Below are 12,753 nucleotides of genomic sequence, written 5' to 3'. Positions count from 1 at the left end.
ATGCTATTTCCTTTTTAAATATATTGACAGGCTTGTCCATCTTTATAAGCCATGTCAATCATGCCACCACCTAAACATTCATCACCATCATAGAAAACAACTGCTTGACCAGGAGTAATCGCTCGTTGAGCTTCTTCAAATATAACTTCTGCCTTATCGCCCTTGACATAAACTGTCACTTTAGAATCTGGTTGACGGTAACGAAACTTAGCTGTACACTCCAGTGTAAAGTTTTCTGGCATTTCCTTTGTAAAGTGTATGACAGAGGCGTCAAGACTAGTTGACATCAATGACTCATGGTAAAAGCCTTGTCCAACATATAGAATATTTTGAGACAAATCTTTTCCAACAACAAACCATGGTTGATTATCGCCACCATGTTGTCCCCCAATACCTAGTCCACCACGTTGCCCTATAGTGTAATACATCAAACCTGCATGTTCACCCATATCACGACCATCAATTGTCATCATACGACCCTTTTGTGCAGGTAAATATTGACTTAAAAAGTGTTTAAAATTCTTTTCTCCAATAAAACAGATTCCAGTTGAATCTTTCTTTTTAGCTGTTGCTAAACCAGCTCTCTCTGCAATAGCTCGAACTTCTGATTTTTGAAGATGTCCCAGGGGAAAGAGGTTTTTTTGTAACTGTTCTTGTGATAATTGACTTAAAAAATAAGTTTGATCTTTGCCATTATCAAGGCCTCGTAGCATATGTACAAGACCATCTTCGTCACGCTTTACTTGAGCGTAGTGCCCAGTAGCCACATAATCCGCTCCCAAAGTCATCGCATAATCAAGAAATGCTTTAAATTTGATTTCTTTATTACACATAACATCAGGATTTGGGGTACGTCCTGCACGGTATTCTGCTAAAAAATACTCAAAAACCCTATCCCAATACTCTTTTTCAAAATTCACTGAATAATAGGGAATCCCAATTTGATCAGCAACAGCCGCTACATCTTTATAGTCCTCAGTAGCTATACAGACTCCAAATTCATCCGTATCATACCAGTTTTTCATGAAGACGCCAATCACATCATAGCCTTGTTCTTTTAATAACAAAGCCGTTACTGATGAATCAACGCCACCACTCATACCGACAACAACACGAGTATTTGCCTCTTCTTTCATAACATGTCTCCCATCTTTCGTTTAACGTACGATTTGAAGGTCGTCGTTTTCAAAATGCGATTTGAAGGTCGATTTCGAAGCGTCTCAGACGCATAGACTATTATAACAGTATTGTTTGCTATTTCCAAGAATATCTATTAAGAAAAAAATCACATTTTATACCATGTTTTGTTATAATGAAAGGGATTAAAAAATACGGTGGAGAATCTATGAACACAAAAAAATTTCAATCAGTTTTTGACATTATTGGCCCTGTTATGATTGGACCTTCCAGTAGTCACACAGCTGGCGCAGTAAGAATTGGAAAAGTTGTCCATTCCATTTTTGGAGATATTCCTGATGAAGTCACCTTTCATCTCTATAATTCCTTTGCTAAAACCTACCAAGGACATGGGACTGATAAGGCACTTGTTGCAGGAATTTTAGGAATGGATACAGACAATCCTGATATTAAATCATCCCTTGAAATTGCCCATCAAAAAGGGGTTAAAATTTACTGGGAAATTTTAAAAGATAGTAATGCCCCCCACCCTAATACCGTTAAAATTGTTGTTAAAAAGAATGGTAAATCCATGAGTATCACAGGGGAATCAATCGGTGGTGGTAACATTCGAGTTACCGAGTTGAATGTTTTTTCGGTATCCTTATCTACCAATACACCAACTTTAATCATTGTTCACCAGGATATTCCTGGAATGATTGCAAAGGTGACAGATATCTTATCAGCTAGCAATATTAATATCGCTCAAATGAACGTAACAAGGGAATCTGCCGGCGAAAAAGCCATCATGATTATCGAAATTGATTCGCGTGAGTGTCAAGAAGCTGTCAAGAAAATTGCTACTATCCCTAATCTTTATAATGTCAACTTCTTTGACTAGAAAGGTAACTATGTTTTACACCATTGAAGAACTTGTTCAACAAGCTGAAGACCAATTTAACGGAAATGTAGCTGAATTAATGATTGCTACTGAAATAGAAATGACTGGCCGAAGTCGAGAAGATATTATAGCTATCATGTCTCGAAATTTACAAGTCATGAAAGAGTCAATTGTCACCGGATTGACATCCAGTAAATCTATTAGTGGACTAACTGGAGGAGATGCCTTAAAGATGGATCAATACATCAAAAAAGGGAAAAGTCTTTCAGATACTACTATTTTAACTGCTGTTAGAAATGCCATATCTGTCAATGAATTAAATGCTAAAATGGGTCTCGTTTGTGCGACTCCAACGGCAGGAAGTGCCGGATGTCTACCTGCTGTTCTAGCTACTGCTATCGATAAACTAGAGTTAACAGAAGCTGAACAACTTGACTTCCTATTTACAGCAGGAGCCTTTGGCTTGGTAATCGGGAACAATGCTTCCATATCAGGTGCTGAAGGAGGCTGTCAAGCAGAAGTAGGTTCCGCATCAGCAATGAGTGCAGCTGCTCTCTTGTTAAAGCTGCAGGAGGAACTGCCTTTCAAGCAAGTCAAGCCATTGCTTTTGTCATTAAAAATCTACTTGGATTAATCTGTGATCCTGTTGCAGGTTTAGTTGAAGTTCCTTGTGTTAAGCGAAATGCTTTAGGCGCTAGCTTTGCTATTGTTGCTGCTGATATGGCTTTAGCTGGCATCAAATCTCAAATTCCTGTAGATGAAGTTATTGATGCCATGTACCAAGTTGGATCTGCAATGCCGACTGCCTTTCGGGAAACAGCTGAAGGTGGGCTCGCAGCTACACCAACTGGACGCCAATACACTAAGGATATTTTTGGAGAATAAATCAGCATTTAATTAAGGAATAACAATGACATCACTTTTATTTGATTTAGATGGGACCTTGGTTGACTCAAGTATCGGAATCTTAAATGCTTTTAGATATACCTTTAAACAAATGGAGATAGATTGTCCTGATGATCTTATCCTATCAACCTATATTGGACCTCCTTTAGAGGTAACTTTCCAACATTTTTTTAAGAATTCCTCTCTAGTAGAAACTGCCATTAATCACTTTAGACAGTTTTATAAAGAAATAGGTGTTTCTCAAGTAACCCTTTATCCTGAAATCAAGCAACTATTAAAGGCATTGGAAGAAGCTAACTATGATTTATTCGTTACTACGAGTAAACACCAACCTATGGCTATCCAAATGCTAACAGAATTAGGCATTACTAGCTGTTTTAAAGGAATAATTGGTTCCACTAGTCAACGCTATCATAAAGTTGATGTCATACAGGCTTGTCTAAGCCAACATCATATTTCACCTTCGCAGGCTGCTATTATTGGTGACACAGCCTTTGACATTATTGGAGGTCAAGAAGCAGGAATTTTGACAGTGGGTGTCACTTGGGGTTTTGGAAATCAAGCAAGTTTAATAGAACACAATGCTCACGCCATCATCGATGAACCACTAAATTTATTACCTGTTTTAAATTCTTTATTTTAAAAAGACAAAGAAACCAAAAAAACATAGCAAATCAATTTGCTATGCTTGTTCATTATTCTGTTAAAAGTTTAGTAGCCCCAAGCTGATAACCCTTGAGAGTTATAAGCATTTAAAGCTGAGTTAATTTGATCTTGAACAGTAGCTGTTGATCCCCAACCTGGCATAGTTTGGAATAAACCAGAAGCACCTGATGGATTGGCAACATTTGGATTACCATTTGATTCTTGTGCAATGATAGCTTCCCATGTCGCTTGTGAAACCCCAGTTGCTGCTGCCATTTGAGCTGCTGCTTGACTACCTACTGCACCTGCAGTATTTCCATTAGATAGAACAACTCCATTGCTATAAGAAACAGGAGTTACTGTGTATTGTGTTGTCGCTGCTACTTCTTGAACCGCTGGAGCTGCTACTGGAGCTGCTGTCTCTTCCACAACTGGAGTTGCTGCTGGAGCTTCTTGAACTTTTTCTTCTTTAACAGGCTCTTTTTTAACTGATTCAGTTGGTTTCTTTTCTTTTGTTGACTTTTTAACTTCTTTAATGACTTTAGTTTCTGGTTTTTTTGCATAAGAATCTGTATTAACATCTTTACCTGAAAAAGCAAAAAGAATAGCTAATAAAGCAATCGCAAATGCTATAACCCCAAAACTAAAATAACGTTGTTTTAAATTTTCTTTTTTAAACATTAAAATATACCTCACTTTTCTCCGATATCCATAATAGCTTTTATTTATTACTTTGGTGTTGAGGCTATATTAAAAATATTACATAAATATTGATATTACAAGAATTTCTGAGCTTTTTTTCGTGAAAGAGCTATCATTTTACATGAATTTTTTCATTTAAAAACAAAAAAAGAAAACTAGAAAATCATTTTTTCTAGTTTTTAATAGGTCTTTAAAAATGTTTTAGATTAATTGATTGGGATTTTTTAAGAAGAAAAGAAGAATTCCTAGTAACAAAACGATGAAAACAGCAAGGGTATCTTGTCCTTTCCAATCTAAAAAGCGATACTTTGTTCTCCCTTCGCCTCCTTTATAGCCTCTTGCCTCCATAGCAATCGCCAAAGCATCGGCTCTTTTAAAACTAGATGCAAATAAAGGAATGAGAATTGGAATAATGGATTTAACTTTCTGAAAAAGATTTCCTTCTCCAAAATCAACCCCACGTGCCTTTTGAGCATTCATAATACGAGTGGTATCATCCATTAAAGTAGGGACAAAACGCAAGCTTAAGGATAACATTAAGCCAATTTCATGCGCAGGAACCTTAAATCTCACAAAAGGTTTCAAGAGGGATTCAACCGCATCTGATAAACTTAGAGGTGTCGTCGTCAATGTTAACAAGGTTGAAAAAAAGATAATCAATACAAAACGCATAAAAATCAACAAAGCTTGGCTCAGACCAAAATCAGTAATTTTAAAAATCCAAAATTGAATTAAAATTTGTCCACCTTGTGCAAAAAACATTTGAAAAAGCGTGGTAAAAAGTATAATGCCAATCATGGGCTTAACACCATTCAAAAAGAAGGACAATTTTATCTTTGATAAGATTACTACTAATAAAGTAAACACTAACATGATAAGATTGGTCACCAAATTATTAGCCCAAAAAATAATCACAATATAAATAATCATAGCTAGCAATTTACTTCTTGGGTCTAAGCGATGAATAATCGAATCTCCTGGAATATATCGACCAAGTATTAATTTATCCATGTCTTAATACCTCTCTAAGCTCATCTAAGGTCGTAGGTAAATAAGGTAAATCCAGTCCGCGTGTGACCAAAGATTGGGCAAATTTTGTAATTTTTGGAACACCTAATTGTTTAGCTTCTAGAAAAGTAACTTTTTGAAACACTGTTCGAGGTTTTCCTGATAAAATAACCTTTCCGGCCTCCAAAACATATACAAAGTCAGCATAATTAGCAACATCATCCATTAAATGTGTCACTAAAACAATAGTCATACCTGTTTGATGAAGAGTTTTAAAGAGGGTCATTAACTCTTTTCGGCCTTTAGGATCGAGTCCAGCAGTTGGTTCATCTAAGACTAAAATGTTTGGTTGCATCGCTAGAATCCCTGCAATAGCCACTCTTCGCATTTGCCCACCTGACAATTCAAAAGGATTTTTGTCAAATAATTCTTCCGAAAGTCCGACCAAAGCTATTTTTTCTCGTGCCAAAGCTTCCGCTTCTTCTTTAGATACCCCAAAATTCTGTGGACCAAAGGCGACATCTTTTAAAACGGTCTCTTCAAATAACTGACTCTCAGGAAACTGAAAAACCAAGCCGACATGCTTTCGAACCGACTTAATCTCTTTATTTTTAGATTGATTGGTAATGGTTTGATTTTCCACCGTTACCGTTCCACTTGTTGGAACATGCAATCCATTCAGCAATTGCATAATGGTTGATTTACCTGATCCAGTATGTCCAATAAAAGCAGTGTAGGAGCCATCTATAATATCAAGATTAATGTCAAAAAGGGTACGCCCTTCAAAAGGTGTCCCCACTTGATACGTATAGCTTACATCTTGGAAATTAATTGACATAGTTGATTTTCTAATTCCTTTTCTGTGAGATAGTTTCCCTCAATCGGGTAACCTTCTTCTTTAAGCATGTTTATAACAGAGGCGGTAAAGGGAATGTCTAAACCGAGATTAAGTAAGTCATCACCTCTTGCAAATAATTCTTCTGGTGATAAGGCTGATTCAATCTGACCATTTTTCATCACCAGAACTCTATCACTTAGAGCAACTTCATCCAAATCATGAGTAATAGAAATAACAGTTATTTGATATTTCTTTCGAATAGACTGAATAGTCCTAATAAGTTCTAAACGCCCCTTAGGATCTAACATGCTAGTTGCTTCATCTAAGATGATAATCATTGGTCGCATGGCAACAGCACCCGCAATAGCCACTCTTTGCTTTTGTCCACCAGATAAGCGAGACGGTTCTCTTTCTTTAAAGTTTTCCATATTAACCAATCGAAGAGCCTCTTCCACTCTAATTGTCATTTCTTGATATGGAACACCCTTATTTTCTAATCCAAAAGCAACATCATCTTCTACAGTTGCTCCCACAAATTGATTGTCAGGATTTTGAAAAACCATCCCAATTTTATGTCGAATATCCCAAACATTTTGTTCGGTCAACAGATCTCCATCAACATAAATTTCACCAGATCCCGCTTCTAATAGACCATCTATTAAGCGTACTGTTGTTGATTTTCCAGAGCCGTTGTGACCAATAATGGACAACCATTCTCCTTGTTTCACATGAAACGAAATATTATTTAGAGTATAATTTTCTTGTTCTTGACTATATTTAAAACTTACCTGTTTAACTTCGATAATATGTGATGTCATTACTTAAACGTATCCTTAAATAAGAAACTAGCCCCCTTAAAATAATCATAACCAGAATAAATAGTGAAAAATAGGGCAATATAGAGAAAAATAGTTCCCAAAACGGTCAAGTGACTTAATAGAAAAATAACAGACAGCATTTGTGTGACTGTTTTAATTTTTCCAGGCATTGCTGCCGCTAAAACTTCCCCACCAGTCTCAACTAGTAATAAGCGAAGTCCAGTGACAGCTAATTCTCTACAAATAATAATAGCTGAAATCCAAGCAGGTGCCAAATCCAAACCTACTAACATAATGAAAGCACTCATCACAAGCATCTTATCTGCTAGCGGATCAGCAAATTTCCCAAAATTAGTTACCACATGCCATTTTCTAGCAAGATAGCCATCTAAATAATCCGTAAAACTAGCAACCGCAAAAATAATTGCTGCAAAAATATGCCACCCTACTGAAGTTGAAACTGATGTCACAAGCAAAAATAGAGGAATCATCATAATACGGATGAGGGTTAGTAAATTGGGAATATTTTCTTTTTTTGTCATTTTAATACCTTATTATTGCATTCTAAGTGTGATGTAACTAATATCAGTACTTGTTAACGCTGATAAATCAAGAGCCTGTCCATCAATAGTAACTGATACCCCTCTCGTTACCCCTAAAGTCAAGAGAGATTCAACGACTTCTGCTGGAAGAGTAGCCGTATAGCTTGGATTGTCACGTGTTAAGGTGATACCAGCTTCGCCAATTTCCGAATTTGTCAAAGAAATCCAACTACTATCAGCTTCTGTCAAAGCAACGGTCACATCTACAGTTTCTTTAGATTTAGTCACAGTAGCAATCAAGTAATTTTCTGCTCCCTCCACACTAATTTGAGTCTGAGGTTGATTAGCACTAGAATCACTTGTCTCATCAGCAGCTTGAGATGAGCTCACTAAAGAACTTTCCTTTTCCTTAGCCATTTGATTTTTTTCAATCTGTTTCCAAACCGCAAAGAAAATGACTCCCACCAAAAGTAAAGCTAATAAACCTAATAGAGCGGCAGGAATTAGTGATTTTTTATCATCATCATTCTTACCATAACGACTTAATCTTGAACCTTTATGTGATTGAGGTACCAAACGATCATCTGACTTGAACTGCTTAGAAGGTAAAACTTTGGAAGATTTCGGGCTATCTATTCCAACTGTTTTGACAGGTATAACAAGCGTTTCTGCTTTATTACTTGCTGTGACCTCTTGAGTTGAAGAGGATTGTTCTTGTAGTCTTCTTTGGCTTAACTTTTCTTCGACAATTTGAGTAACGGTTGGGGTATCACTAACCCTTTTATAACTCATTTGAAGCTGATAAAGTTTTTTGACATTTTCAAATGGTAAACCAACAATATCTGCATATTGCTTTAAAAAACCATCTAATTTTTCTTCTGGAATAATCTTAAACTGATCCAATTCCATTGCTAACAGATAGTGAGAAGAAATTCCCGTTTTGGATTCAATATCATCTAATGTAATGTTTTTTCCTAGACGTGATTCTCTTAATAATTCACCCAGACTCTTTTCACTCATACAGGTACCTCAAAAATATTATAATAAAACTATTATAGCAGATTTTAAACTATTTTGGAAAGACCGTGAAATCAGAAACCTCAACCGTTTTAAAAAAGGCTTTGCCGATAATCAGAATATATTCTAAGGTCAATTTTTCTAAAATAGCTGGTATATCAAAATAAGTCTCATGTGATGATAAATAAAGATTAAATTGACTAGTCAATTGCTCAATTGAATCTAAACTTTGAACGAAGTCTCCATACATTTCTTTTTTTAACAGTAAAAGATGTTCAGTTGAAATATCATTTGACTTAGGAAATAGTTCAAGTTTTTTTCGTATCAAATTAGACATGGCAATGGGTTGATTGGTATCAAGTGAAATCAAAATAAATTGAAATTGTTCTTGGATTTCAATTTCTAAATCAAAAGAATCATCAATCTTCCCTTCCTCATACCACTCATGATAAGTTTCAGAAGTCCAGCCAAACAACATAGACAATAAAAGTCTAAGAGCTAACCGACACGTTAGAAGTGAGTAATCCTCACTCAATAGTTTTCCACGAAATCCTACTACCAATTTCGAAGTTGACACATCCATGTCAATGGAACTTGACTTAACAACAGGGTGATAGACTAAAGGTGCTACTTGAATAGCCATCTTTTTTCGAGGATTCAGTTGGCTTTGATAGGTTTTTACTGCTGTAAACACAGTGTCAACGTCCATATCACCAATCATTAATAAGCTCATATTAAAGGGACGGTAAAAGTAATTATGACTCTTTTTCAAGACATGGCTTGTTATTTCTTGGATAGACTCTTTTGTACCTGCAATATCACTAGCTAAACTTGTATGAGGAAAAAGATTACGTAAAATTCCACTATAAGCTTGATAATCTGCATCATCCTGATACATATCAATTTCTTGGGCTATAATACTTTTTTCACGATTAACAGACTCTTCTGTGAAGTTAGGAGTTAATACAAATTCTTGAAGCAGCTCCAAACTTTTTTCCCATTCCCTTGCTGTTGAAAAAAAGTAACTTGTTTTATCAAATGTTGTAAAAGCATTTGTTTCTGCGCCTAATTCAGTAAACTTATTAGCTGAATCTTCCCCATTTTCATCTTCAAATAATTTATGTTCTAAAAAATGAGCTATTCCTTCTGGTGCTACTATTTTTTTACCGTCAACTGTAAAGTTATTGTCAATAGATCCGTAATTAACTGTAAACATAGCAGTCTTTTCACAGTAATGAGTTTTTTTAATAATATATAATTGTAACCCGTTGTCTAACTGCCCATAATAAAGTTCTTCCCCTATTTGCGAAAACTCTTTCTTAATTAATTTTGTCATTTACTTTCCTTCCAAAACATATAAGGTTTGCAACTTTAATAAATTAGCAATTTTCACAATGTCAGCTTTACTAACTTTGTCAACCTCGTCAATCCAAGTTGACAAAGAGTAGTTGGGGTCAATATAAAAATTGGTATAAGACATTTCAATTAAGGTTTTACTATAGTCTTCTGATAACAGAACATTATTTTTTAACATTCGTTTAGTCTTTTTAATTAGACTACTTGAAAAACCACCCATTTTGATGTCATTTAATTCCTTAATAATTAGTTGCAGTGCTTTTGTTTTATGTTGGCCATCAATTCCTGCGTAAATTTCAAACAAACCAGTGTAAACATCAAAGCGACTACCAATGTGATAAGCTAGCCCTGCTTCTTCACGAACTTTGGTAAATAATCTAGAGTGTGTAAAAGAAACTAGTAAACCGTTCAAAAGAATCAAAGCAAAGTGTTCTTTTTGCCCAAAAATAATTGGAAAATGATAAGCTAATTCTAAAATAGTTTGATTAACACTTCTTTCTTCAATCGACTCTTTCACAATATTAACTGGATTTTGAATATAGAAAAAGTCCAATTTCTTTTTACGATTTTCAAAGGGGAATTGATGTAATAATTGAACAATACGGTAATCATCAAAATCACCTAAAGCAAAAATATCAATTTGATCTTCCTTCAGCATCCGATGAAATTCTTGATAACTCGTATAAGCTGTCTCTTTATCAATTAAGTCCGCAGTACCATATTTTGATACCTGTAAAGCATCATTGACATAAAATAATTCTTTCGTTTTTAAAGCACTATAATAAAAAGAATCCTCTTTGTCTGATTCAATATAATTGATTAAATTATTTTTTTCGATTTCAAATACCTTGGGTTGATATTGAGCCACAGAAATCAGAGGTGAAAAGAGCATTGCTTTTAAAAATTGGATGATTTCACCCAAAATTTTTTCGCCATTAAACGTATACTTATCTTGAACAAAGGTTATATCAATATCAACGATATGCACCAAACCTTTAGTTGACACATTAGTTGACAAGCTCGCTCCATATAATTGTGCTAATTTTTCTCTAAATAACTTTGCTGTTGGGTGCTCCTCATTAGCAGTGGCCAACATTTGAGCAACTAAGCTCCTTTTAGCTACTGTTTTTTGTGTTAAATCTCCTGAAAAACGAAGTGTAATCTGGTTTGTTTTAAATTTTTGTGTTTTTATCAGATGAAGTTGTACTCCCTGAACAATTTTCATAATGTTTCCTTAATAAATAGTGTAATCTCTATGATTATACCATTTTTATTCTGCTTAGTAGAATGATAAGTGTGTCCTCCCTAAGAACTCCTATAATTGTGTTAGGTTAGGGATTATTATTTACCCTTCTTTTATGCTATAATGACTTGAATGATAAATTGGAGAACATTATGGAATATAAATTATTTACTGAATTCATCACTTTACAGGCACTCTTAAAAGAAGTCGGAATTATCCAAAGTGGAGGTGCTATTAAAGGATTTTTAGCAGAAACTCAAGTCCTTTTTAATGGCCAAGAAGAACAAAGACGTGGTAAAAAAATCAGAATTGGAGACACGATTACTATTCCATCACATGATTTAGTCATCACTTTAATTGAACCTAGTCAAGCAGAACAAGAAGCTCATACTCAGGCTTTAGCTGAAAAAGAGCGTGTGGCAAGATTGGTTAAACAAATGAATCAGGAAAATAAAAAGAAAGCCTCTGCTGGTCCTTCTCGAAAATCCATGTCTAAGACTAAAAAGAAATCTTCTCAGCCTGTTCGCTTCCCGGGGACATAGCATGTGGATTAAAGCATTAACCCTTCATCACTATCGCAACTATCAAGACATCTCAGCCAGTTTTTCACCAGGTTTAAATGTTTTCATTGGAAACAATGCTCAAGGAAAGACCAATTTCCTTGAAGCGATTTATTTTCTTTCTCTTACTAGAAGTCATCGGACACGAACCGATAAAGAACTGATTCACTTTAATGAAGAACAATTTTCCCTTTCTGGAACAATTGAACGTGTTAGTGGTCGTCTTGACTTGGATATTATCCTTTCTCCTAAAGGACGAATTACCAAAATCAATGCTCTGAAACAAGCCAAACTATCCGATTATATTGGAAAACTGATGGTTGTCTTGTTTGCTCCTGAGGACCTCCAACTTATTAAAGGAGCACCTAGTCTTCGTCGGAAATTTATTGACATTGATTTAGGACAGATCAAACCTGTCTATCTCTCTGATTTATCTCACTATAATCATGTGCTTAAACAGCGTAATAGTTATTTAAAAAGCGCTCAACAAATTGATGCTGATTTCTTAGCCGTTTTAGATTACCAATTGGCTAGCTATGGTAGCCGTGTGATGGAACATCGTATGGATTTTATCGCTTCTCTAGAACAAGAAGCCAGTAAACACCATTATGCCATATCTAATGGCTTAGAAAATCTCTCTTTAGTTTATCAATCCTCGGTCACCTTTGATTGTAAATCTGATATTGAAACTAACTTTCTCAAGCAATTAGAAAAGAATCATCAAAAAGATTTTTTTAGAAAGTCTACCAGTATTGGGCCTCATCGGGATGATCTTGACTTTTACATTAATGGGATGAATGCCAATTTTGCGAGTCAAGGACAACACCGTAGTCTTATTTTATCGCTTAAGATGGCTGAAGTCAGTCTGATGAAGCGATTAACAGGTGATAATCCCATCTTGTTATTAGATGATGTTATGAGTGAACTAGATAATACACGTCAGACTAAGTTGCTTGAAACAGTCATTAATGAGAATGTACAAACCTTTATCACGACAACAAGTCTAGATCATCTATCACAATTACCTGATTCATTGAAAATTTTTAACATAAAAAAAGGAACTGTGAGAACTGATTAGTATAAAAAGCACTTAAGTCAATA

The 12,753-nt window shown here is 35.2% G+C and carries 13 protein-coding genes and 1 pseudogene; 5 read left to right on the top strand and 9 right to left on the bottom strand.

Features of this window, described 5'->3' with window-relative positions; genetic code table 11:
* Window positions 1–14: 14 nt before the first annotated feature.
* Window positions 15–1,136 carry a tRNA 2-thiouridine(34) synthase MnmA gene (gene mnmA, locus STRIC_RS02230; protein ID WP_008087770.1) on the bottom strand — a complete coding sequence of 374 codons (1,122 nt, stop codon included), beginning with the start codon at window positions 1,134–1,136 and terminating at the stop codon, window positions 15–17.
* A gap of 209 nt (window positions 1,137–1,345) precedes the next feature.
* Between mnmA and sdaAB the strand changes: the two genes are divergently transcribed.
* The 3 genes and pseudogenes from sdaAB to STRIC_RS02215 all read left to right on the top strand — a co-directional run bounded on the left by sdaAB (window position 1,346) and on the right by STRIC_RS02215 (window position 3,566).
* On the top strand, window positions 1,346–2,017 hold the full coding sequence (sdaAB, locus tag STRIC_RS02225; protein ID WP_008087698.1) for an L-serine ammonia-lyase, iron-sulfur-dependent subunit beta: 672 nt from the start codon (window positions 1,346–1,348) through the stop codon (window positions 2,015–2,017).
* Window positions 2,018–2,027: 10 nt separating this feature from the next.
* Window positions 2,028–2,902: pseudogene (sdaAA, locus tag STRIC_RS02220) on the top strand (L-serine ammonia-lyase, iron-sulfur-dependent, subunit alpha).
* A 25-nt stretch (window positions 2,903–2,927) separates the two neighbouring features.
* A complete protein-coding gene (locus tag STRIC_RS02215; protein ID WP_008087748.1) occupies window positions 2,928–3,566 on the top strand; it encodes an HAD hydrolase-like protein in 639 nt (212 codons plus the stop codon).
* Window positions 3,567–3,634: 68 nt separating this feature from the next.
* Here STRIC_RS02215 and STRIC_RS02210 read toward each other — a convergent pair whose 3' ends face one another.
* The 8 genes from STRIC_RS02210 to yfmF all read right to left on the bottom strand — a co-directional run bounded on the left by STRIC_RS02210 (window position 3,635) and on the right by yfmF (window position 11,074).
* Window positions 3,635–4,249, bottom strand: a complete 615-nt coding sequence (locus STRIC_RS02210) for a transglycosylase SLT domain-containing protein (protein WP_008087686.1) — start codon at window positions 4,247–4,249, stop codon at window positions 3,635–3,637.
* 222 nt (window positions 4,250–4,471) lie between these two features.
* Window positions 4,472–5,281 (bottom strand): energy-coupling factor transporter transmembrane component T family protein, encoded by an 810-nt coding sequence (locus tag STRIC_RS02205; protein WP_008087596.1) that lies wholly within the window; start codon window positions 5,279–5,281, stop codon window positions 4,472–4,474.
* The gene (locus tag STRIC_RS02200) at window positions 5,274–6,116 is read right to left on the bottom strand and encodes an energy-coupling factor transporter ATPase (RefSeq protein WP_008087612.1); all 843 of its coding nucleotides are present in this window, start codon (window positions 6,114–6,116) and stop codon (window positions 5,274–5,276) included. Before STRIC_RS02200 ends, STRIC_RS02205 begins: the two co-directional genes overlap by 8 nt.
* Entirely contained in the window at window positions 6,092–6,934 is an 843-nt protein-coding gene (locus STRIC_RS02195) for an energy-coupling factor ABC transporter ATP-binding protein (protein WP_008087568.1), read from the bottom strand. The genes STRIC_RS02200 and STRIC_RS02195 overlap by 25 nt, the downstream gene beginning before the upstream one ends.
* On the bottom strand, window positions 6,934–7,476 hold the full coding sequence (gene pgsA, locus STRIC_RS02190) for a CDP-diacylglycerol--glycerol-3-phosphate 3-phosphatidyltransferase (protein WP_008087606.1): 543 nt from the start codon (window positions 7,474–7,476) through the stop codon (window positions 6,934–6,936). Before pgsA ends, STRIC_RS02195 begins: the two co-directional genes overlap by 1 nt.
* 12 nt (window positions 7,477–7,488) lie before the next feature.
* Window positions 7,489–8,496, bottom strand: a complete 1,008-nt coding sequence (locus STRIC_RS02185; protein WP_008087594.1) for a helix-turn-helix domain-containing protein — start codon at window positions 8,494–8,496, stop codon at window positions 7,489–7,491.
* A gap of 49 nt (window positions 8,497–8,545) precedes the next feature.
* The gene (gene yfmH / locus STRIC_RS02180) at window positions 8,546–9,829 is read right to left on the bottom strand and encodes an EF-P 5-aminopentanol modification-associated protein YfmH (protein WP_008087684.1); all 1,284 of its coding nucleotides are present in this window, start codon (window positions 9,827–9,829) and stop codon (window positions 8,546–8,548) included.
* The gene (yfmF, locus tag STRIC_RS02175) at window positions 9,830–11,074 is read right to left on the bottom strand and encodes an EF-P 5-aminopentanol modification-associated protein YfmF (RefSeq protein ID WP_008087583.1); all 1,245 of its coding nucleotides are present in this window, start codon (window positions 11,072–11,074) and stop codon (window positions 9,830–9,832) included.
* A 170-nt stretch (window positions 11,075–11,244) separates the two neighbouring features.
* On the opposite strand from yfmF, the gene yaaA reads away from it, so the two are divergent.
* On the top strand, window positions 11,245–11,634 hold the full coding sequence (gene yaaA, locus STRIC_RS02170) for a S4 domain-containing protein YaaA (protein ID WP_008087765.1): 390 nt from the start codon (window positions 11,245–11,247) through the stop codon (window positions 11,632–11,634).
* A gap of 1 nt (window position 11,635) precedes the next feature.
* Window positions 11,636–12,730, top strand: coding sequence for a DNA replication/repair protein RecF (recF, locus tag STRIC_RS02165; RefSeq protein WP_008087691.1), 1,095 nt, complete (start codon window positions 11,636–11,638; stop codon window positions 12,728–12,730).
* Window positions 12,731–12,753: the final 23 nt, after the last annotated feature.

The organism is Streptococcus ictaluri 707-05 (assembly GCF_000188015.2).
In the GTDB taxonomy this organism is placed as follows: domain Bacteria; phylum Bacillota; class Bacilli; order Lactobacillales; family Streptococcaceae; genus Streptococcus; species Streptococcus ictaluri.
Note: the sequence above shows the minus strand (reverse complement) of the source record. Positions and strands in the feature narration are given on the sequence as shown.

What these genes read in the sequence shown, in the direction of transcription:
- STRIC_RS02210 (WP_008087686.1), bottom strand. Translation starts at nt 4,249, where the DNA reads ATGTTTAAAAAAGAAAATTTAAAACAACGTTATTTTAGTTTTGGGGTT.
- yfmF (WP_008087583.1), bottom strand. Translation starts at nt 11,074, where the DNA reads ATGAAAATTGTTCAGGGAGTACAACTTCATCTGATAAAAACACAAAAA.
- STRIC_RS02185 (WP_008087594.1), bottom strand. Translation starts at nt 8,496, where the DNA reads ATGAGTGAAAAGAGTCTGGGTGAATTATTAAGAGAATCACGTCTAGGA.
- recF (WP_008087691.1), top strand. Translation starts at nt 11,636, where the DNA reads ATGTGGATTAAAGCATTAACCCTTCATCACTATCGCAACTATCAAGAC.
- STRIC_RS02195 (WP_008087568.1), bottom strand. Translation starts at nt 6,934, where the DNA reads ATGACATCACATATTATCGAAGTTAAACAGGTAAGTTTTAAATATAGT.
- STRIC_RS02200 (WP_008087612.1), bottom strand. Translation starts at nt 6,116, where the DNA reads ATGTCAATTAATTTCCAAGATGTAAGCTATACGTATCAAGTGGGGACA.
- pgsA (WP_008087606.1), bottom strand. Translation starts at nt 7,476, where the DNA reads ATGACAAAAAAAGAAAATATTCCCAATTTACTAACCCTCATCCGTATT.
- STRIC_RS02205 (WP_008087596.1), bottom strand. Translation starts at nt 5,281, where the DNA reads ATGGATAAATTAATACTTGGTCGATATATTCCAGGAGATTCGATTATT.
- sdaAB (WP_008087698.1), top strand. Translation starts at nt 1,346, where the DNA reads ATGAACACAAAAAAATTTCAATCAGTTTTTGACATTATTGGCCCTGTT.
- yfmH (WP_008087684.1), bottom strand. Translation starts at nt 9,829, where the DNA reads ATGACAAAATTAATTAAGAAAGAGTTTTCGCAAATAGGGGAAGAACTT.
- yaaA (WP_008087765.1), top strand. Translation starts at nt 11,245, where the DNA reads ATGGAATATAAATTATTTACTGAATTCATCACTTTACAGGCACTCTTA.
- mnmA (WP_008087770.1), bottom strand. Translation starts at nt 1,136, where the DNA reads ATGAAAGAAGAGGCAAATACTCGTGTTGTTGTCGGTATGAGTGGTGGC.
- STRIC_RS02215 (WP_008087748.1), top strand. Translation starts at nt 2,928, where the DNA reads ATGACATCACTTTTATTTGATTTAGATGGGACCTTGGTTGACTCAAGT.